The organism is Candidatus Pseudothioglobus singularis PS1, from assembly GCF_001281385.1.
GTDB lineage: Bacteria > Pseudomonadota > Gammaproteobacteria > PS1 > Pseudothioglobaceae > Pseudothioglobus > Pseudothioglobus singularis.
On sequence record NZ_CP006911.1, the window covers coordinates 1,592,213 to 1,610,772 of the forward strand.

Consider the following 18,560-nt stretch of genomic DNA (forward strand, 5'->3'; position numbering starts at 1 on the left):
AATTCTCCTTGATAAACTTATGACGCTCTTTTTCGGCGCCTAACTTTTTTAGTTTGTTGTTGCTTAACAGGTGATACACTGAATTTCATCGCATCAACAAAAAACTCTTGAAACCTTGGTTCTGTAGCAGTTTCAATTTTCACAACTTTGTCTACCGCCTCGATAATTGCTTGCTTTTTATTAACATCTAATAGTGCTGCACTTGCGCCAATACCAGCAGCATTGCCCACTGATTCTATTTTTTCAGCCGTTGATGTTGGGATAATATCTAGTAAAGCGACATATCTTGCATCTAGGTGGGCACCAAAAGCACCTGCTAATAATATTTTATCAAAATGATCACAATCAAGGTAGTCCATCAATATTGATACACCCGCTGATAGGGCCGCCTTGGCTAGTTGAATAGATCGAATATCCACTTGTTCGATATAGATCGATTTATCACCCTGATCAACTAATAAAAATCGAGTTGTGTTCCCTTTTTTTGAAAAGAGTTCTGGGGCAATTGATTCAACAAAAAGACCACTCTGGTCAATAATTCCTGCTTCTGCGAATGCAACAATGGCCTCAATAATACCGCTTCCACAAATCCCAACTGCCTTCATTTGAACGAGTTCATAATCAGGCTCATCAGACCAGGCATCACAACCAATTACCTTGAAACGGACCTTCAAACTATCTTTATCTATCCTAACTCTCTCAATAGCGCCATAGGTCGCCCTGACGCCCGAACTAATTTCAGCGCCTTCAAATGCAGGGCCTGTTGGTGATGAAGTGGCATAAACTTTACCTTCTTTAGAGAGCATGATTTCAGCATTTGTACCGATGTCAACTAGCAAAGTCGTTTCGGTATGCATTGTATCCATTTGACTGAGATAGGCTGCCGCTGTATCAGCGCCAACATGACCTGCAATCAAAGGTAAGAATGATAATCTAGTTTTTGGATAGAGGTCAAAACCCAAATCTTTAGCGTCAACATCAAGCCAGCTTCTTATAGATAAAGTAAAAGGGGCCTGCCCCAACTCAACTGGCGAGATTCCAAAAAATATATGGTGCATAATGGGATTACCAACCAATACAACCTCAAGTAATTTATCCCATTCTGTTTCTAAATTTTCACATGCTTCATGGAGCATTTCAGTGATTTTTCCTCTAACGGCAGCAGTCAACTTTTCATCGCCGCCCTTATTCATCATGACATAAGAAACTCTACTCATTAAATCTTCACCAAAACGAATTTGTGGATTCATTGCTGAAGACTCATAAACCAATTTACCATTTTTTAGATCATAAACATAAAGCGCTAAAGTTGTTGAGCCGATATCAATCGCTGCCCCTAGGATTTGATGAGTGCCTTTTGGATATGCGGCAACGATTTGACTGCTGTCACGAACTGCAACAGTGAGGTTGCCTTTGCATTCATGAATAAGTGGCTGAAGATCTCTCAGTAGATTAAAGTCAATGTTTGCCTTAACGCCTTGTTTTGTTAGCTGAGCAATAAGGTTTTCTGAAGCTGATGGGTTTTCATCCAGGGTTGCCTCATCTAGTGTGCAATCAATGAGACTTATTGAACTAGAAATTGAATAAGTTTGAGCAGCATTTTTCTTACTAATATAGGCCTTGTGTTCTTGACTATCTTCTGGAACATCAATAACTAAATCACCCTGTATACAGGACTGACAAGCCAATCTTTTTCCTTTGTATGTTGGGTTATCTTGAATTAATTGTTTTTCAAGTCTTGTAACAGCGCTTACATTTTCAGGGTCACACTTTACACCAAATTTCGAATGTTCTCCCTCTGAAACCTCTATCCAGCACTGATGACACTGTCCATATCCACCACATAGTGAACGAATAGCGACTCCTGCATCTTGTGCAACTTGTAATAATGTATCACCAAACTCACCCTTAAATTGGCGGCCTGAAGGAGTGAAACATACTTGATAATTATCATCCATCTTTATTCTTACTCGTCTATTTTGCTGTTGCCATAGCCCTCACTTTGAGGCTCTTTAGGGTTAATATTATAATAACATCCTTTTTCTTCAGTAAATATATGGTGCCAAGTCCTTAGTTCTTTGGAATCATCAATACTTCCTGCTGTCACGCTTATAGTTGGTTTGTTGTCATTCTGCCAAAACATATTTGCACCACAGTTATCACAAAAGCCGTGCCTTGAGCCTTCATGAGTATAAAACCACTTAATCTTACCCTTGATTTTAATATTCTCTCTGCTTACTTGTGATGCAGCCATAAAGTGGCCTGTCATTTTTCGACACTGCTCACAGTGGCAATATGAAATATCATTCAAATCAAAAGCTGTATAGGAAGTCTGTCCACAAACACAAGACCCCTCATACTCTATGCTAGGCATAATTTATGCACGTCTCCTTCTTCTTCCTTCCCTAGGATTTTCACCCTCTTTCAATGGTTCTTTGTAGGCTGATATCCACTTTGTACATCCATCATCCACACCTGTCAACACATCTCCAGCTCTAATGGCTTGGACAAGTTCTGGATGCAAAGGGTTAACAATGGCAGAGGTCATTCCAGCTGCAATCAACATTGGTAAGAAGGCATTATTAATTCCACTTCTTTGAGGTAAGCCAAAACTTACATTTGAAGCTCCACAAGTTGTATTCACCTTTAATTCACTGCGAAGCTTTCTAACCAACTCAAATACTTGATTTCCAGCTTGAGAGATGGCGCCAATTGGCATCACTAATGGGTCAACAACAACATCTTGTGGCTTGATTCCATAATCAGCAGCATGTTCAACAATTTTTTTAGCAACCTTAAATCTTTCATTTGGATCTTCACTGATTCCCGTCTCATCATTAGAAATTGCAACAATGGCTGCATCGTATTTTTTGACAAGAGGTAGCACCCTTTCCAATACCTCTGTCTCACCAGTTGTGGAATTGACTAACGCTCTTCCTTGGTATGCACCTAATCCAGCTTCAAGCGCTTCAATTATTGAAGAGTCAATTGATATTGGGACATCCATAACAGCCTGAACACGTCTAATAGACTCCGCCAATATTGCCGGTTCATCAGCCAATGGAATACCTGCGTTTATATCAAGCATTTGTGCGCCTGCCTCAACCTGAGCAATTGCATCTGCAACAACACGAGAGTAATCTCCTGCTTTCATTTCCGCAGCTAAAATTTTTCTGCCAGTAGGGTTTATTCTTTCTCCAATCATTACAAATGGATGTCCAAAACCAATGGTTACCTCTCTTGATGAAGATGATAGTGTTGTTGTTGCCAATTTACTTACTCCTATTTTTAATTATTTGTTGCATTCTTAATCCATGAAGCATTCACATTTATCCCCCCTAAAGGAAAAAAATGAACATTTGTGATATTGAAGCTGGGGTTAGCTTTTTTGTGCTCAGCCAATGTCTCTAAAAAATCATTTGGCTCAAAAGGCAACAATAATTTCTTAACATCTTTTGCTCTTTTTTGCAAAACTCTCAGAGATGGCCCAACACCGCAAGCGATTGAAAATTTGATTAAAGTTTGTAATTTAGCCGGCCCTGCAACACCAATATGAACTGGAATGTCAATACCGTTTTTGATTAGAGAGTCTGCCCATTCAATTACAGGACTAGCCTCAAAACAGAATTGTGTCGTTAAAGCTAGATTGATATCTGTGCGTTCTTTAAATTTTTGTTTCCAGCTAAGGGCCTGATCAATATTCTTATTAGAGCTATCAGGGTCAATATCCTTGTTACCCTCTGGATGGCCAGCAAAATGCAGATGCTTAAAGTTATACTTCTCAAAAAGCTCTGTCTCAACAAGCTGCATTGAACTGGTGTAATCCCCATGGGGATTAGTCACCCCTCCAGCCAAAAGCAGCGCTTGCTCAATACCAGCCTCATTCTGGTATCTATTTATCCAATCTTCAAGCGTATTTTGATCTTTAATAATACGCGCAGGGAAGTGGGGCATCACAGCAAAACCTTCACCACTAATTCGCTTTGCAGTTTCAACCATCTCTTCAATTGGAACACCTTCTATATGGGCGATATAGACCCTTGTATTTTGTGGCAATATCTCTTTAAAGCTCTCAATTTTTGAGGCAGTGCGCGGCATAACCTCAATTGAGAAATCATCTAAAAAATTCTTAAGTTGATCACTTGTTTTCTTATTATTTTCTTTTGAAGAAAATGCACTTAGTAACGACATTATTTAACCTTCCTAAAACTCGCAGTAATATTAATCTCTTTTCACTTAATTTAACTCATGAACTTAATGGTTGGATGTCTATTTCCTCAAAAACAGAATCAAGACTGCCTGTTCCTACAAGCCTATACTCGTATTCAAAGCCAAAATCTTTTGCATACTTCTCTGCATCCTTATTCCACTGCTCATTTTCTGTTTGAGCTAAATATACTAATTTTTTATAATGTTCAAAATAGACTTCAAAAAGTTCTGGATGCTTATCAAGGCCCAAACCTTTAATCATTATTCTATTAAAATTTTTTACCAAATAGTCTGTTAAATAAAAAGTTCCTATTTCCTCTTCTGATAGCCTATCAAAGACATCTTTGCCAGCAAAAAATTCATAACAATGTGCTCCCTCTATTCGCTTCGCTTTGTACTTATTGATAACTCTATCAAGTGCACCACCTGTTCCACAATCAGCATAAGCAATATATACTTCTTCATAAAGATGAGCATTTTTTGATAAATAATCCTCCACACCTGGGGCAATTAATTGGGGGGAGTTATGCCAACCAGCTGGTAAACATTGAAGATTGACTTTATCTGAAAATGAGGGGTTTTGCTTTATTAATCTTAAAAGATCATAAACAAGCGCACCACAACCTAATACTAATCTTTTTTTATTTTCACTGGCGACTTCCTTACCTGTGAGCACGATTTTTTTTCAGACCACGAACATGCTCTTCAGCCATTTCAGCACTTCTTGCTGCATCACGACCATAAGCAGGAACGCCAATTGAGTCTGCAAATTCTTGGTTCAAAGGTGCGCCACCACACATAATGTGAACATCTTTACGCATACCTCTTTTTTCCATTTCTTCAACCACAACACCCATATAAGGCATCGTCGTAGTCAATAATGCAGACATTCCAACAATAACTGGCTCATGGGTATCTACCGCTTCAAGATAGTTCTCGACAGGGTTATTAATTCCCAAATCAATGACCTCAAATCCTGCTCCCTCGCACATCATTCCAACTAAGTTTTTGCCAATATCATGAATATCACCCTTAACAGTTCCGATCACAAATTTGCCAAGCGATGTATCTTCCGCCGATTCTGCAAGTATTGGTCTCAGAATTTTCATTCCACCTTTCATTGCGCCAGCACACTTTAAAACCTCAGGAACAAATAGAATACCATCCCTAAAATCAATCCCAACAATCTTCATACCACCAACGAGCGCCTCACCCAAAACATCATTAGCGTCCCAACCCCTTTCAAGAAGTATATTGGTGCCTTCAGTTACCTCTGCATCAAGGCCATCATAAAGGTCATCTTGTATCTGCTCTACAAGCTCTTTATCATCGAGATCATTCAGGTCAAAATCGTCTTCGTCACTCATTGCTTTGCCTCGGTTATAAAAGGAATAATTAATACTTAAAAAACGGAAAGATACCTTGAATTAATTTCGGTGTCAATCATTAAATTTACATTTAAAAAAAATTGTACAATTTGCATAGTTTTTTAGAACTTATTTCCCTTTAAGATGTTGTTATATATAACTATTGAACGTTTTAAAATATGTGAAATAAATCACAAAAAAAACTTGAATTTAACTAAACTATCTCACTCATGAAGTTATCATAAATTTGTCTCGCACAGCTGAGGCATTGACTCATATTTGCATCGGTATTTTTTTTAAGATTTGAGAGTGCGCCTTCACCTAATGTGTTTGTCAACGCTTCAGCATAAGCTGGAATTGCCCCCCAATTATCTACAGTATCTGATTCGATCTCGACATGATATTGCATGGACCAGGCATTAGTTCCAATCCTCATTGCCTGAATTGAACATACATCTGACTTAGCCAAAACAATTGCACCTTCTGGCGCTTGTGCCACTCGAACTGAGTGCCATTGAAGACATTGCTGTTTAGGGGCTGTCCCTAAAAATAGTGGATCCTTCTTTCCCTCTTCCGTTAATTCAACTTCAAGTACTCCAATTTCAGGAACTTTTTGTGGACCACATGTGCCACCTAATGCATCTGCAAGCAATTGATGACCCAAACATAAACCAAGGTAAGGTCTCCCTAGCTCAGAAACCCAATGCCTAATTGCTGCCTTTTCTTCAACGAGCCACGGATTTTCTTCAATGTCCCATACATCCATTGGCCCCCCCATAACCCAAAGTGCATCATACTTATCAAAGCTAGGAATTTTATCGCCGCGATGTAAATATACAGGATCCCATTCAATTTCATCTTCAGCCAGGAATTGTCTTAATGACCCGGGATGTTCACAATCAACATGCTGAAAAACTAATATTCGCATCTGCAGACTCCTTTTTAAAATACAAAATATGTAATAAAATATATATTAATACTTATACATAAGCTCGTCAAATAATAGTGGTTATATTGTCCTAAGTTTTCAATGCAAAAAAATGGTTCAACATAAAAAAATAATTAGTTTGGCAATTGCACTTGCTTGTGTACTTTTGGCTATTAATTTTGGCTTGAGGTCGTCTCTTGGCTTATTTCTTAAGCCCGTTTCAGAAACATTTGGATATGGTCGAGAAGTTTTTGCATTCTCATTGGCCCTTCAAAATCTTTTTTGGGGATTATCTCAACCAATTGCTGGAGCATTTGCAGATAAATTTGGAACATCTCGAGTCATTATATTAGGAACTCTCTTTTATTCACTGGGCCTCTATATTACAGCCACTGCAGATAGCTTTATGGGTCTTCATATAGGTGCAGGAATTCTTATTGGTATGGGTATTGCAGGAACTGGTTTAGGGGTCATACTTCCAGCTATGGCAAGAATGGTTTCACCAGAAAAAAGAGCTATGGCATTAGGCATAGGAACCGCAGCTGGATCTGCAGGTCAATTTTTACTTATCCCAGTTGCTAGAGAGTTTTTAGTGGCCTATGGATGGCAGACAGCTCTTATTATTATGGCAATTGGGGCGCTCTCAATGATCCTTTTTTCGCCCGTATTTAAAGGCGATGAAATCAAAAATACTACTTTAGATAATGAACCATCCCAAACTCTAAAAGAAGCTCTCAATGAAGCCTCAAGACATATTCATTATTGGCTTCTTATTGCTGGTTTTTTTGTATGCGGCTTCCAGCTTGCTTTTATTGTAGTTCATATGCCTTCCTATCTAGCAGACAAGGGCTTTGATAGCTCTGTCGCAGCTGCAAGTTTATCCATTATTGGTCTTTGTAATATTTTTGGCTCACTCATTTCTGGACACTTTTCAGGAATCTATTCAAAAAAATGGATTCTCACTTATATTTATGCAGCTAGATCAATTATCATTGTTTTATTTCTTATAACGCCGATTTCAACTTTTACAATTTACGCTTTTTCTTTTGCAACAGGTTTTCTTTGGCTTGCAACAGTCCCTCCAACATCAGGATTAGTTGCTCAGATGTTTGGCTTAAGATTTATGGGCACACTTTACGGTATCGTTTTTCTAAACCATCAAATTGGCTCATTTACCGGTGTTTGGATTGGAGGTTATCTCTTTGATACAACTGGTTCTTATGATCAAGTCTGGTGGTGGGCAGCCATCATTGCGGCAATTACTGCACTGATACATGTCTACATCGATGAGCGGCCAATAAAAAGGATTCGAGCTAACGTTGAGACCAGTTAAGAGAGTATCGCCACACTTTTGACTTGAACAAAAACCTCTGATCCCTTTTCTAATCGAAGCTTATGGGATGATTTACGAGTGATGCATGCAAGTAGAATGGTCTCCTTAATCTGGAGGCGGACCATGACTTGGGCTTCACCTTCATTTACTATTTGCTGAACCATTGCTGGAAAAATATTCAAAATACTTGTATCAACCTGTTTTAATTTTGTAAGACTCACATCACGTGCTACCACTCTAATCCTAACTTTGGTTTGAACTGGAAAGCGATTGTCTGGAACTATAAATTGCCCCCCTAAAAACTTCAAATGCATCAAATTAAATTCTAATTCACGTTTCATGACTTCAGCTTCGATTATTGATACTGCGTCACCACCATGAGATAAAGGCATATCAAATCGAGTTAACATATCATTTACAGGCCCGCTACCAAGAATATTTCCATTTTCAATTAGAAGAAGATGATCGGCTAACCTTGACATCTCATCTTGAGAGTGGGTCACATAAAGAATTGGAATTTCCAAATCATTATGAATGGAATCTAGGTAAGGTAGAATTTCGTTTTTACGTTTTGAGTCTAGAGCAGACAGAGGCTCATCCAAAAGTAAAATTTTAGGGTTAGTCAATAAGGCTCTTGCAATTGCAACTCTCTGCCTCTCCCCCCCTGAAAGCTGCGTTGTTTTCCTGTTAAGTAGGGTTTTTATTTCTAATAAATTATGTATGGATTCTATAAAATCTTCTTTTAGTCCTATTGCTCTTTTAACTACAAAATTGAGGTTACCCTTAACGTCAAGGTGATCAAATAGTGCAGCATCTTGGAAGACATATCCAATCTGGCGTTTATGTGTTGCCAAAAAATCTTCACCTTTCTGCCAAACTGAATCGCCGATTTTAAGAAAGCCATCATCACTCTTTTCAAGTCCTGCAATCGCTCTGAGTAGGGTTGTCTTTCCAGATCCAGAGGGACCAAATACTACAGTTATGCCCCTATCAGGAATACTAAAATTAGCATCAAGCATAAAGCTTTCTAATTGAATTTTTATGTTACATTCAATCACTAGTCTTTACTCCTCATAATTGAAAAATGACGATTAATGATATAAACAAATAACAGCATTAGAAATGATGTGGCAAGTAAGCCTCCTGCTAACCAGTGAGCTTGTCCATATTCCATTGCCTCAACATGATCATAAATTGCGATTGATACTACTCCTGTTTCACCTGGGATATTACCTCCTATCATGAGTACCACCCCAAACTCTCCTACCGTATGAGCAAACCCTAATACAGCAGCAGTAATAAAGCCAGAACGTGACAAAGGAACAGCAACTGAAAAAAAGCGATCAATTTTTGACGCACCTAATGTCGCAGCAACCTCCAGTGGCTTTCTTCCAACAGAGCTAAAGGAATTTTGAAGTGGCTGAACCACAAAAGGCATAGAATAAATAACTGAGCCTACAACCAGACCAGTGAAAGTAAATGCTATTGAACTTCCCCCAAGAGACTCCAATAGCTTTCCAATAGGACCGTTAGATCCAAGTGTTATTAACAAATAAAAACCTAGTACTGTTGGTGGAAGAATCAGTGGCAAGGCTATGAGTGCCTCAAATACTGCTTTAAATTTAAACTTAGTTTGTGAGAGCCACCAAGCGATCGGAGTTCCAATTAAAATTAATATAGAAGTACTTACTATGGCTAACTTAATAGTAACAATGATTGCAGATAAATCTAATTCATTTAACATTATGGTAAGTCATATCCGAATTTGGAAATTATATTTAAGACCTTATCAGTTTGAACAAACTCCATAAAACTTCTACCGAGTAAACTGTCTCTTAAAAGAACCACTTGCTGCTCTATTGGATTATAGAGAGACTTTGGAACCTCCCAAAAGGACCCCAATAAAGAGAAATTAGGGCTCATTAATTGTGAGAATGAGACAAAACCAAGCTCTGCATTTCCACTATTTATGAATTGAAATGCTTGGGCTATATTTTCACCTTTGACTACTTTTTTACCCATATTATTCCACAAACCCATTGATACCAATGTTTCCTTAGTTGCTATTCCATAAGGAGCAATTTTAGGATTGGCTATAGCTAAAAATCGAAAATTGTTATCATAAAGAACCTGTCCTTTTGAATCCACAAACCCATTAGCTGGACTCCATAATACAATTTTACCCAAGGCATAGGTAAATCTAGATTCATTCTCAACTATTCCTTCTTTTTCAAGTAAGACAGGTCTTGCTTTATCAGCTGAGAAAAAAATATCAAATGGAGCACCGTTTATGATTTGTGCATAATGTTTACCTGAGGACCCAGAAATCAAAACTATTTTGTTAATTTTAGAAGACTCATAATTTTCTAACTCAAACTCTTCAACAATTGCTTTCATTGTTGGATAAAAATTACTTGCAACAGCTATTCTTATTTCATTAGCCAAAGAATGAGTGCCAATAAAAAATTGGCATACAAATAACAAAGCAAAAACCTTTAACTGAGAATTCAACATATCTATTTCATGACTTTTTTAATGATTAGATTTTTAACAAATGAATCAGCAAATTTGAAAAATCTATCCACTATATTCTATAGTGATTTAGCTTATTAGTTATTCATATTAGAGTCTTTCAAACCTGCATAAATAAATACAAATATGTTAATATATTTTATAATAGACTTTAATTAGTAAAAACGTGCAAATCAAAAGGGAAAAATGTCAAAAAATCATACTTTATTAGTTTTTTTATTCTCCTTATTCTTTACATTAAATGTATCAGCTGACTATATTGATGGTCAGAGGGCCTATGCAAGTGGTGACTATGGTGTAGCTATTCTTGAATGGACTCAAGTTGCTGAAGATGGTAATGCAAGAGCACAATATAATCTTGGCTGGATGCATGCAAACGCTAAAGGCACAGTGCAAGATTTTAAAGAGGCCATCAAGTGGTATACAAAATCTGCTGAACAGGGGAATGTTAATGCTCAGTATAACTTGGGTAACCTCTACTTAAGAGGCCAAGGAGCGACCCAAAATGATAAACTTGCTTTTAGTTGGTTTATCAAAGCAGCTGAACAGGGTGACGCTCCTGCTCAATACAATCTAGGAAGAATGTATATACTCGGTAAGGGCGATGATAAAAACTTCTTAGAGGCAAGGTTTTGGATAAAGCAAGCTCTAGAAAACAATGATCAATATATTGGCGCACTTGCACAACAAGTTTGGGATGACTATAAACTTGGAACCTACTAGTAATAAACTGTTTTACAAAATTTTGTTTTAATTTAGGCTTTTACAGCAACAACTGAGCAAGTTTCAATACTTATTTTCTCAGCCTCTATAATTGCAATGGTTTTTGCTGCTTGAATCAATAGATCTAAATTAGTCTTATTTCCAGATAAGATTTCATCAACAAAAGCGCGAATTTCAAACTCATACCCCATGCCTTCTTTTAACTTTATATTTTCAGACTGCGCATCTCTAGAAAGCTTTAACGTTTCTTCTCCATCTAAAAGATAGCTAAGTGTTCCATTTTCAAAGTTAGCTGTATATGACATATTGAAGCCATATCCCTCTTGCATGGTCCAGGACCCCTCAGAACTCACTAAAGGTGATGCATTTGTCTTATTAAAAATATAATTTGTCACTACATGATCAACGCCTCCACTTGGACCTTTGTAGCCTTGACTGAAGACAGCATCTGGCAACCCCATGCAGTAATTCACAAAGTCAGTATCATGGACATGAAGATCGAGAAGTGCACCGCCACACTGATTATCATCTGAATAAAAAGCACCGCCAGGAAAACTTGTTTGTCGTCTAAAGTTTAGTGATAAACATTTTCCATATGTTGAATTTTCAATTGCTTCCTTAAGAAAAACCCATGCTGGCCAATACCTTAGACACATCGCAGACATAATATTGCAGGTGGACTGCTCTGCTAATTGAATTATTTTTTGAGCTTCGTCGTATGTTCTAGCCAATGGTTTTTCAACTAATACATGTTTATTTTTGGCAAGAGCGGCCTCTACAAAAATATAATGAAGATCTGTACCAACACATATATCCACTATATCAATATCTGAATTATTAATAAGATCCATTCCATCAAGATATTTTTTAACACTAAGGCCAGAGACTCCACCTTCCGCTTGACCACTAATATTACCTTCAGCTTTACTAGACCCATCGAGTCTACTCTGGATTGAATCCGCAACAGCGACAACCTCTACACCTTTTATTTTGGAATAAATATCCAGGTGGGTGGAACCCATACTTCCAAGACCAATGATTCCAACTTTTAATTTCTTGCTCATATTATTTATTTCTAAACTAGTTTATTTAAAGTTAAATATTTGATCCATAGCCACCGATGTCCGAGACAAAATTGTTTCATCCCAAGGTAACATTTCAGCAATAATAGTACTTTTGTATTGAATAGATTTTAAGGCAGATACTGTTTCTTTCCATGGAACATCTCCCGCTCCAAGGTCACAAAAACTGAAACTACCAGTCCAGTCAAAGTTCTCTTGAAAATCTTTAATTTGAACCCTCTTGATTCTTGAGTTAAGGAGCTCAATCCAGTGAGGTGGGTACTGCTGATAACCAATTAAATTTCCAATATCTAAATACACTCCAAGCTTATCAGACTCAAAAGAGTCTACAAAATCTCTAAGCTCTATAGGCGAATAAAAGAACCCATTCCAAACGTTTTCCATGCACAAGTCAACATCGAGCTCTTCTGCAATAGGAAGCATTTGATTAATAGCCTCCCTAAGTCTATCCAAGGCTTTATCGTAACGAACAATTTCAGGAGAAATTGGACTTTTTACGACGCCTGGAACAAATAATAAAGCTTTGCAATCTAGGTAACTTGCGACCCTAATTGCATCTTGATGGAGCTTAATAGAATTTTTCCTAACTTCTACATCATCACTAGTAGGACTGATGCCCCAACTCATTCCTGTTGCAATACTGTCTACAAAAACCCCTGAATCATTTATTTTATGACGGATTGCACCGCACTCGCTTTCTGACAAGTTGGTGTTTATGACGCCCTCATTAGACACTGACAATTCTAGTGCTTCAAACCCATTCGATTGGGTTTGGATTAAAGCAGAATCAATAGACTCATTATTAGACAAACCATTCTCAAATGAAAGATAACTGATACCTTTAATCAAAACAAACTCCTTTAATATAATGAATCAAGCTTTTGCCAAGTCTCAGTCATATCAACAATCTGACTGGTCTTCATACTTTCATCTATTGCCATAGCAACAAGGCCTGCAGCAATTGCCTCCTTAGGACCCACAGGCAAAGAACTCAAGTCACCTCTTAGAAAACTAACAATATCCTCACACATTAATTGATCAGCACCATAGTGAGATGGATAGTTTCCTGAACCAGGAGTGCTTGGATAGCTAAAATCATGCTCTTCAAGGCAATCACCCGTTCTAGCATCAGTTATTCTGAGGCCTCCACGACCAAAATCTCCCTCAGCCATTCCGCGACTACCAATAACACAAAAACGTCTCTGCTCATCAGGCACATTGATGCTTGTATGGAAAGAAAAGGTAACCTGATTTGGATATTCAATTAATGCATTTTGATGATCAATAATATCAGCATCACTAGTAAATGGATTATCAACATTTTCCCAGTAGGAGAGTTTTTTTTGATAGACATTGTCATATTTATTATCTGACGGGGCCTCAGAAGGAATGAAATTATTTCTTCCTCCAAAACTGACCACCCTTACTGGTCTCTCACCAACAATACTGTTATATAGATCAATGTCGTGACAACATTTTTCTAACATGAATCCGCCGGAGTACTTTTCTAACCTTCTCCAATCTCTCATAAAAAAGGATCCGTGATAAGGTGCAATATGCTCATTTGCTTCAAGAGAGGTGACACTGCCTAAGGTTCCTGCATCAAGGACTCGCCTCATTTCTCTCATATGAGTGGAGTAGCGTAAAACAAGCCCAACAATAAGTTTATTTTCACCAAATTTTTTAATTAGCTTGGCAAGCTCAAAACTATCTTCTTTACTCGTTACTATCGGTTTTTCTGAAAAAACCTGAAGCCCTGCCTCAAGTCCTAACTTAATATGCTCTAAATGAAGGTGATTTGGTGAAGCAACCCAAAGCAAATCAAGCTCACTTTCGCTAATCATTTTCGTAAGGCTTTCAAATTGTTTTAATTGACTTGCATGTTCCTCTATTATTGATAACCCGCAAGGATCTGGATCAACATAACCAACTAACTCAAGCTCGGGCATTTCTTTCTGAATCATCTTTAGAACATTTCCAGCTCTGAGTCCTAAGCCAACAATACCAGTTCGCATAATTTACTCCTTGTCTTTGTAATTAGCTTTTTAAAAGAGAATGACCGGATGAATCAAAAGCGTGGCATTTAAGAGGTTCTAAAGCTAGGTTGACAGTATCACCTGGTTTAACAACTGAGTCGCTTGGTAAAACAGCACAAAAATTACTATTGCCCAAAACAGAACCATAAAGGATTACTGTTGCTCCAATATGCTCAACAACATCTACAGTCATTGGAATTCCTCCTTTTTTTGAAGAAACAATCAAGTCTTCTGGCCTGATTCCAATATCTACTTCGTCACCTGTTTTTATGTTTGAAACATCAACAGCTAGTTCCAAAGATAGTTCACCAATATTTGCAGTTAGCTTCTGATTTTTAATATCTATGTCACTTGTTTTAAGGAAATTCATATTTGGCTGGCCAATAAACCCTGCTACAAACTTTGTTTTAGGGTTGTGGTATAAGTCCATTGGTGAGCCAACCTGCTCAATAACCCCATCTCGCAATACGACAATCTTGTCAGCCATTGTCATAGCTTCAATTTGATCATGCGTAACGTATATCATAGTCGTTGCTAAATTTTGATGAAGCTTTGCTAGCTCAACTCTCATATCTCCTCTAAGAGCTGCGTCTAAATTAGACAAAGGCTCATCAAAAAGAAATACTTTAGGGTCTCTTACAATCGAGCGACCAATAGCAACCCTCTGGCGCTGACCTCCTGATAGTTGTCCTGGTTTAAAATCTAAACGATCTCTTAACTGCAAAATATCAGCAGCTTTAAATACCTTTTCTTCAAGCTCTTTCTCATTAACTTTTGCAACTCTGAGTGGAAAGGCTATATTCTCAAACACTGAAAGATGAGGATAGAGAGCATAAGATTGAAAGACCATCGAAATTCCTCTTTCAACTGGAGGGGCATTAGAAACATCTTTATCATCAATAATTACACCGCCTGTTGTAGCTTCCTCTAAGCCTGAAATGATTCTTAATAATGTTGTTTTTCCACAGCCCGATGGGCCAACAAAAACAACAAATTCTTTATCATTTATTTCTAGGTTAATATCAAATAAAACTTCTGTCTCACCAAAACTTTTATAAATATTTTCGAGTTTTACTGTTGCCATTCTTTCTTCCTTAAAAAGAGCGCAAACTTAGTGCGCATTTAAATTTTCTACTTATAGTTAAAGCAAGCTTCAAAAAGATCCTTTGAGGAAAGTCTCTTTTTGAGGTATGCCTTTTAAAAATTCAGGGGTAACAATGTGTTACCCCTGAAATAGTCAATTAATTGACTTAATTACCTTCAGCTAAAATTTCAGCAGCTTCTGCAACTAGATCAGCAGCAGAACCTTCACCCAAAATGATGCCTTGGATAGCACCATTGATACCAGCTTGCAATGCTTTAAAGTCTTCAAACATTGGCTCTGGACCACCACTACCAATTGGCGCAACAAATGTCTGCCAGTAGTCGGTAGTATAGTAAACATCATCCATCATTTTTTCATACTGCATGATTGGTGTTAAACCCCAGCTCTTATCTAGGTCGTACTGAGCTTCACCAGATGAAAGCATTGAAGCTAGCTCCATGGCTAGATCTTCATTAGCTGAACCTTTAAATACTGCAATAGAGTCAGTAATTAAAAGTGTTCCGCTCTCACCACTTGGGCCTGCAGGAATTGGAACAACAATTTCAGAAATATTATCGTTATGCTGTCCAGCACCCCATGGTCCATTGATATACATACCAATTTGTCCATCGTTATAAAGCTGAGTCAACTGAGAACGCTCATATCCCATAGGTCCTTCCTGAGCAACACCCGCTAACTTACCATAAAACTCAAGAGTTTCGATAGTCTCGGGACTATTAAAAGTGATTTCACCAGTTGCTGCATCATTTACAGAACCGCCATTACTATATAAGTAATTTAAGAATTGGTGCATAGTGTTATCAAAGTCCTTTCCAGTTACGCCAACACCCGCAGCCGAAGTATTATCATTGATAGCTTTAGCCATGTTGTACATTCCTGTCCAAGTTTTAGGTGCGACACAAGCCATACCTGCTTCTTCAACTAGACCACAGTTAATAAATAAAGCCTTGGTTGAAAACGCATGAGGGAAGCCCCAAGTTTTTCCACCATCACTGACAGTATTAAGAATACCTGGCTGATACATGCCTTGTTGCTCATCAGAAATATTAACTGGAACAATCAGACCACTACGAGCTAGTTGCTTAAGAGTACGTGAACCCATATAAGCCAAACCTACTGGATCACCAGCAGCAGCTAGTGTCATTGATTTGTCTTGGCATGTTCCCCAAGGAACTGCTTCAGCATTCACTGTAACACCTGAGTATTTCGCTTCAAAAGCAGAAATTACTACTTGATCAGCTTCACGGATTTCACCGCCGCACATAATCATGTGTACTTCTTCAGCCTGCACTGGAGCCATTAAACTGGCACCCATTACAGCTAAGAAGAGTGCTTTTTGTATATTTTTCATTTACTTCTCCTTTTCTATTTACATCAAGTTACTAGAAATTAAAAAAAATCTAATAACACTTTATGTGAGACTCTTACCTCTCACTCCTTTACTGCCCCTGCTGTTAATCCTGATATGAGATGTTTCTGCATAAACAGGAAAATTAATAGCACGGGCAGAATTCCAATAAGGCTTGCTGCCATCATTTCATTCCAGAGCACTGTCTGGTATCCAACAAATTCAAATATGCCAGCTGGAAGTGGCATGTAATCTCTATTTTGGTTAAAAGTAATTGCAAATAAAAACTGTTGTGCATAGGCACCAATAAACATTGCAACACTAACAACAATTAGACCAGGAACTGCAAGAGGTAGGATAACACGTCTTAATGTGTAAAGTCGAGATGCCCCATCAACAAATGCAGCCTCCTCCAGTTCGTATGGAATCTTTTCTAAAAAAGACTTAAGTAGCCATATTCCCGTTGGTATAAGGAAAGCCACACCAGGAATAATCATAGCCCAATATGTATTAAGCAAACCATAAGATCGTAATAATTTATACAGAGGTATTAAAAGAACAGCCCCTGAAAACATATTCACTGCTAAAAATAATGTAAGGCTAGTTGTTTTGCCACGAAAGTCAAAGCGGGCATAAGCATAAGCAGCAGGAATAATGAAACACATTGATAAAAGAGTAACAGCTGTTGCTATAAATACGCTATTAAATATATAGCGAGGCAACTGAGGAACTGTAACCCACATATCTCTATAGGCTTGAAAACTCATAGTATCTGACCAGAATCGACTCATAAAGTCGAGAAAACCCATTGTTTCACCAACCTCTAATTCTGGACGACTAAACAAATGAGTTATGGGTCTGAGTGATGCTACAAACATTTCAACAAAAGGCAATAACATAAATAATATGAACAGCCCAAGGGAAAAATAGATGCCTATTTTGTGAAGTAATGAGTATTTATCCATCATTTTTGAACCCCACTGTATCCATACTTTTTACTCAGTCTTCCAAGCACAGTTAAATATATTACTGAAAATACCCCTAGAATCAAAACAACAAGAACTGCTCTAGTTGCGCCAGCACCAAACTTATAACTAAAGATTGCTGTTTTGAAGGTGTCAATAATTAATGTAGTAGTTGCACCACGAGGTCCGCCTTCTGTCAAAATCCAAATAATTTCAAATGAGTTGAACGTCCAGATTGCAGATAACAAAGCCATAGAGATAATAGTAGGCATAATTTGGGGCAAAGTGATTCTTCTAAAACGATACCACCTTGATGCACCATCAACATAAGCAGCCTCATATAAATCTTTTGGAACGCCTTGCATTGCCGCCAAAAAGAATAAGGTTACCATTGGCGTTCCAATCCAAACATCTGTGACAACTGCTGAGTAAAAAGCACTCTGCTTGTAAGCCAAGAAACTAAATGGTCCATTGGTAATCCCAACCATTTCTGCAAAGTTTGAGAGCAATCCAAAATGACCATTATAAAGCCACAACCACCCAAAACAGCCAATAGCAATAGGGACAATCCATGGTGGCATTACTAAAGCGCGCATAAGACCTCGGCCTCTTATATTACTTGCTAAAAGTGTTGCACCGATTAAGCCTAAAATCATTTTAAAACCAACTGAAAGGAACATCCAATAAAAGGTTCTTGTAACAATTGCAGGAAACTTACGTCCTCCTATAGCTTTTTCATAATTTTCCCAACCTACAAAATCAGCACCTCCCATCAAGGTTCCAAGGTTTGAATTAGTAAAAGACAGTCGAAAGGTTTCATATAAAGGCCAAAGTACAATCCAAAACATAACCAGTGCAGCAGGCGCAATTAATGCCCAAGCAAACATGGTTGTTGTTTGTGCCTTTGTTTTAGGTTTAAGCATTTGTATAAA

At 37.8% G+C, this 18,560-nt stretch carries 19 protein-coding genes; 2 read left to right on the plus strand and 17 right to left on the minus strand.

Annotation, left to right across the window (positions count from 1 at the left end; translation table 11 throughout):
• Window positions 1-17 precede the first annotated feature (17 nt).
• The 7 genes from W908_RS07990 to W908_RS08020 form a co-directional block, all read right to left on the minus strand.
• Window positions 18-1,958, minus strand: coding sequence for an ASKHA domain-containing protein (locus W908_RS07990; protein ID WP_053820655.1), 1,941 nt, complete (start codon window positions 1,956-1,958; stop codon window positions 18-20).
• Between the two features lie 8 nt (window positions 1,959-1,966).
• Window positions 1,967-2,374 carry a GFA family protein gene (locus W908_RS07995; RefSeq protein WP_053820656.1) on the minus strand — a complete coding sequence of 136 codons (408 nt, stop codon included), beginning with the start codon at window positions 2,372-2,374 and terminating at the stop codon, window positions 1,967-1,969.
• A 3-nt stretch (window positions 2,375-2,377) separates the two neighbouring features.
• Window positions 2,378-3,271 (minus strand): dihydropteroate synthase, encoded by an 894-nt coding sequence (locus tag W908_RS08000; RefSeq protein ID WP_053820657.1) that lies wholly within the window; start codon window positions 3,269-3,271, stop codon window positions 2,378-2,380.
• A 17-nt stretch (window positions 3,272-3,288) separates the two neighbouring features.
• Complete coding sequence (locus W908_RS08005) at window positions 3,289-4,191, minus strand: methylenetetrahydrofolate reductase (protein ID WP_020027163.1); 903 nt, start codon at window positions 4,189-4,191, stop codon at window positions 3,289-3,291.
• 55 nt (window positions 4,192-4,246) lie between these two features.
• Window positions 4,247-4,885, minus strand: a complete 639-nt coding sequence (locus W908_RS08010) for a DUF1638 domain-containing protein (protein ID WP_020023826.1) — start codon at window positions 4,883-4,885, stop codon at window positions 4,247-4,249.
• The gene (locus W908_RS08015; RefSeq protein WP_020023827.1) at window positions 4,872-5,576 is read right to left on the minus strand and encodes a cobalamin B12-binding domain-containing protein; all 705 of its coding nucleotides are present in this window, start codon (window positions 5,574-5,576) and stop codon (window positions 4,872-4,874) included. The genes W908_RS08010 and W908_RS08015 overlap by 14 nt, the downstream gene beginning before the upstream one ends.
• Before the next feature lie 214 nt (window positions 5,577-5,790).
• The gene (locus tag W908_RS08020; RefSeq protein WP_053820658.1) at window positions 5,791-6,504 is read right to left on the minus strand and encodes a type 1 glutamine amidotransferase; all 714 of its coding nucleotides are present in this window, start codon (window positions 6,502-6,504) and stop codon (window positions 5,791-5,793) included.
• Window positions 6,505-6,616: 112 nt separating this feature from the next.
• Between W908_RS08020 and W908_RS08025 the strand changes: the two genes are divergently transcribed.
• Window positions 6,617-7,837, plus strand: a complete 1,221-nt coding sequence (locus W908_RS08025) for an MFS transporter (RefSeq protein WP_053820659.1) — start codon at window positions 6,617-6,619, stop codon at window positions 7,835-7,837.
• Here the strand turns inward: W908_RS08025 and modC are convergent.
• The 3 genes from modC to modA are packed head-to-tail and all read right to left on the minus strand — an operon-like array spanning window position 7,834 to window position 10,351.
• Window positions 7,834-8,895 (minus strand): molybdenum ABC transporter ATP-binding protein, encoded by a 1,062-nt coding sequence (gene modC, locus W908_RS08030; protein WP_053820660.1) that lies wholly within the window; start codon window positions 8,893-8,895, stop codon window positions 7,834-7,836. The two genes, W908_RS08025 and modC, sit on opposite strands and share 4 nt — an antisense overlap.
• Window positions 8,895-9,581 carry a molybdate ABC transporter permease subunit gene (gene modB, locus W908_RS08035; RefSeq protein WP_053820661.1) on the minus strand — a complete coding sequence of 229 codons (687 nt, stop codon included), beginning with the start codon at window positions 9,579-9,581 and terminating at the stop codon, window positions 8,895-8,897. Before modB ends, modC begins: the two co-directional genes overlap by 1 nt.
• Window positions 9,581-10,351, minus strand: a complete 771-nt coding sequence (gene modA, locus W908_RS08040) for a molybdate ABC transporter substrate-binding protein (protein WP_053820662.1) — start codon at window positions 10,349-10,351, stop codon at window positions 9,581-9,583. Before modA ends, modB begins: the two co-directional genes overlap by 1 nt.
• A 204-nt stretch (window positions 10,352-10,555) precedes the next feature.
• Between modA and W908_RS08045 the strand changes: the two genes are divergently transcribed.
• Window positions 10,556-11,092, plus strand: a complete 537-nt coding sequence (locus W908_RS08045) for a tetratricopeptide repeat protein (RefSeq protein WP_053820663.1) — start codon at window positions 10,556-10,558, stop codon at window positions 11,090-11,092.
• A gap of 32 nt (window positions 11,093-11,124) precedes the next feature.
• Here W908_RS08045 and W908_RS08050 read toward each other — a convergent pair whose 3' ends face one another.
• The 7 genes from W908_RS08050 to W908_RS08080 form a co-directional block, all read right to left on the minus strand.
• Window positions 11,125-12,156 carry a Gfo/Idh/MocA family protein gene (locus W908_RS08050; RefSeq protein ID WP_053820664.1) on the minus strand — a complete coding sequence of 344 codons (1,032 nt, stop codon included), beginning with the start codon at window positions 12,154-12,156 and terminating at the stop codon, window positions 11,125-11,127.
• 21 nt (window positions 12,157-12,177) lie between these two features.
• The gene (locus W908_RS08055; RefSeq protein ID WP_053820665.1) at window positions 12,178-13,023 is read right to left on the minus strand and encodes a sugar phosphate isomerase/epimerase family protein; all 846 of its coding nucleotides are present in this window, start codon (window positions 13,021-13,023) and stop codon (window positions 12,178-12,180) included.
• An 11-nt stretch (window positions 13,024-13,034) separates the two neighbouring features.
• Entirely contained in the window at window positions 13,035-14,189 is a 1,155-nt protein-coding gene (locus tag W908_RS08060) for a Gfo/Idh/MocA family protein (protein ID WP_053820666.1), read from the minus strand.
• Between the two features lie 22 nt (window positions 14,190-14,211).
• Complete coding sequence (locus W908_RS08065) at window positions 14,212-15,294, minus strand: ABC transporter ATP-binding protein (protein ID WP_053820667.1); 1,083 nt, start codon at window positions 15,292-15,294, stop codon at window positions 14,212-14,214.
• A gap of 166 nt (window positions 15,295-15,460) precedes the next feature.
• Complete coding sequence (locus W908_RS08070) at window positions 15,461-16,666, minus strand: ABC transporter substrate-binding protein (protein ID WP_053820668.1); 1,206 nt, start codon at window positions 16,664-16,666, stop codon at window positions 15,461-15,463.
• An 80-nt stretch (window positions 16,667-16,746) separates the two neighbouring features.
• Window positions 16,747-17,631, minus strand: coding sequence for a carbohydrate ABC transporter permease (locus W908_RS08075; protein ID WP_020026254.1), 885 nt, complete (start codon window positions 17,629-17,631; stop codon window positions 16,747-16,749).
• A complete protein-coding gene (locus tag W908_RS08080; protein ID WP_020023840.1) occupies window positions 17,628-18,551 on the minus strand; it encodes a carbohydrate ABC transporter permease in 924 nt (307 codons plus the stop codon). Before W908_RS08080 ends, W908_RS08075 begins: the two co-directional genes overlap by 4 nt.
• Between the last annotated feature and the right edge of the window lie 9 nt (window positions 18,552-18,560).

What these genes read in the sequence shown, in the direction of transcription:
- W908_RS08020 (WP_053820658.1), bottom strand. Translation starts at nt 6,504, where the DNA reads ATGCGAATATTAGTTTTTCAGCATGTTGATTGTGAACATCCCGGGTCA.
- modB (WP_053820661.1), bottom strand. Translation starts at nt 9,581, where the DNA reads ATGTTAAATGAATTAGATTTATCTGCAATCATTGTTACTATTAAGTTA.
- W908_RS08005 (WP_020027163.1), bottom strand. Translation starts at nt 4,191, where the DNA reads ATGTCGTTACTAAGTGCATTTTCTTCAAAAGAAAATAATAAGAAAACA.
- W908_RS08050 (WP_053820664.1), bottom strand. Translation starts at nt 12,156, where the DNA reads ATGAGCAAGAAATTAAAAGTTGGAATCATTGGTCTTGGAAGTATGGGT.
- W908_RS07995 (WP_053820656.1), bottom strand. Translation starts at nt 2,374, where the DNA reads ATGCCTAGCATAGAGTATGAGGGGTCTTGTGTTTGTGGACAGACTTCC.
- W908_RS08070 (WP_053820668.1), bottom strand. Translation starts at nt 16,666, where the DNA reads ATGAAAAATATACAAAAAGCACTCTTCTTAGCTGTAATGGGTGCCAGT.
- W908_RS08080 (WP_020023840.1), bottom strand. Translation starts at nt 18,551, where the DNA reads ATGCTTAAACCTAAAACAAAGGCACAAACAACAACCATGTTTGCTTGG.
- W908_RS08065 (WP_053820667.1), bottom strand. Translation starts at nt 15,294, where the DNA reads ATGGCAACAGTAAAACTCGAAAATATTTATAAAAGTTTTGGTGAGACA.
- modA (WP_053820662.1), bottom strand. Translation starts at nt 10,351, where the DNA reads ATGTTGAATTCTCAGTTAAAGGTTTTTGCTTTGTTATTTGTATGCCAA.
- W908_RS08025 (WP_053820659.1), top strand. Translation starts at nt 6,617, where the DNA reads ATGGTTCAACATAAAAAAATAATTAGTTTGGCAATTGCACTTGCTTGT.
- W908_RS08045 (WP_053820663.1), top strand. Translation starts at nt 10,556, where the DNA reads ATGTCAAAAAATCATACTTTATTAGTTTTTTTATTCTCCTTATTCTTT.
- W908_RS08060 (WP_053820666.1), bottom strand. Translation starts at nt 14,189, where the DNA reads ATGCGAACTGGTATTGTTGGCTTAGGACTCAGAGCTGGAAATGTTCTA.
- W908_RS08015 (WP_020023827.1), bottom strand. Translation starts at nt 5,576, where the DNA reads ATGAGTGACGAAGACGATTTTGACCTGAATGATCTCGATGATAAAGAG.
- W908_RS07990 (WP_053820655.1), bottom strand. Translation starts at nt 1,958, where the DNA reads ATGGATGATAATTATCAAGTATGTTTCACTCCTTCAGGCCGCCAATTT.
- W908_RS08075 (WP_020026254.1), bottom strand. Translation starts at nt 17,631, where the DNA reads ATGATGGATAAATACTCATTACTTCACAAAATAGGCATCTATTTTTCC.